The 1,741-nt window shown below is 68.6% G+C and carries 1 protein-coding gene; it reads left to right on the top strand.

All coding sequences use genetic code 11. The features are described 5' to 3' along the window. The first annotated feature begins 129 nt into the window (after positions 1 to 129). Positions 130 to 1,350, top strand: coding sequence for an IS110 family RNA-guided transposase (locus AC1DXI_RS20710; protein ID WP_476940146.1), 1,221 nt, complete (start codon positions 130 to 132; stop codon positions 1,348 to 1,350). Positions 1,351 to 1,741 lie beyond the last annotated feature (391 nt).

Below are 1,741 nucleotides of genomic sequence, written 5' to 3'. Positions count from 1 at the left end.
ACAGCTGATATGAGTTGAGTCTGTCCTTCACAAACACCTCCGGAGATGCCAGGACGGGATGTATCAGATTCCCTTGAGGACCCGGGGCTGATCCGCGGGATCCTCCCGACGCCTTCGGAGGTGTTTGTTATGTCTGTTCAGGCCGCGGCGGGCGGTGATTCACCCGTTGTTGTTGCTGTCGATGTTGGCAAGAGGATGGTCGCGTTGTCGGTCACCGATGCCGCCCGGCACCGCCTGTTGGGTCCGCTGGACTTTGAGATGTCGGGGCGGGGACTGGACGGGGTMCTGGCCTTGATCAGGACCAGGCTGGCCGGCATCGATGCCCCCGTGAGAGTCGGGATCGAAGCTGCCGGGCATTACCACCGGCCGCTGCTCACCCCGTCCGTGTGGCCCGCAGGCTGGCAGGTGCTGGAACTGAATCCCGCGCACGTGGCCGAGCAGCGCAGGGTCCAGGGACGCCGGCGGATCAAGACCGACGCCCTGGATCTGGAAGCGATCACCGAGCTGGTCCTCAGCGGCCGCGGCGTTCCTGTGACTGCGCGCGAGGCTGTGCTCGGCGAACTCGGCGCGTGGGCGGCCCACCGGACCCGCAGGGTCCAGGCGCGAACCGCGACGAAGAACCAGCTGCTGGGCCAGCTGGACCGGGCCTTCCCCGGGCTGACCCTGGTCCTGCCGGACGTGCTCGGCACGAAAGTCGGAAGGCTCGTGGCCGCTGAATTCTCCGAGCCGAAGCGGCTCGCCGCACTGGGCACCGCCCGGTTCATCCGGTTCGCCGCCGCCCGGGGGCTCCACGTGCGCCAGCCGCTGGCCGAACGGCTCGTGGATGCTGCCCGCGACGCGCTGACCACAGTGGACGCACCGGTGGCCCGACGCGTTCTGGCCGCCGATCTGGCCCTGCTGGCCGAACTCAGCACACAGATCGACGCATCCGAGGCCGAACTCGCCCGGCTGCTGCCGCTGAGCCCCTTTGCGACCCTCACCACCACCCCGGGCTGGGGCGTGGTCCGCGCCGGCAACTACGGCGGCGCCCTGGGCGACCCGCACCGCTGGCCCGGACCGTCACAGATCTACCGGGCATCGGGTCTGTCACCCACCCAGTACGAATCGGCAGGCAAACGACGCGACGGATCCATCAGCAGGGAAGGCAGCGTGGCACTGCGCCGGGCCCTGGTCGATCTCGGCATGGGGCTCTGGTTCAATGACGCGCCCAGCCGGACCTACGCCGCGGCGCTCAGGACCAGAGGCAAGCACGGCGGCGTCATCGCCTGCGCGATGGCGCACCGCGCATCCCGGATCGCCTACGCCATGGTCCGGGACCAGACCAGCTACGACCCCGGCCGCTGGAAATGACAAACCGCGGCACACCATGAGGCCAACCAGACATCCCCCTCCCCGGGCCAAAGGAGGTGCACGCAGCATCCCTTCACAACCCCGGCCCGCGGTGAGACGCTGGAACCGACGAAGGGCCGGACCAGACGCCGATACAGCTATGGCGGACGCTTCCCGCGTTACGCCGTCTCTAGCTTGGCGCCCGGCCCTTCGCCCCGCGGGCAACCCGAACGACGCCAGATGACCCGGGTGAAATAGCCGAAGTCGCATAAGTCAGCGTGGGCGCCCCCGGAACCACACCGGCCCAGCCACCAAACCGCCGCCTCCACAAACACCTCAGAACGCCCGCCAGACACACGGGGCGAACCGTCATGCCCGGGGCATGCACTTGACACGACCTATAGCCAGCTAG

Source organism: Arthrobacter sp. P1_H7, from assembly GCF_056405215.1.
Note: the sequence above shows the minus strand (reverse complement) of the source record. Positions and strands in the feature narration are given on the sequence as shown.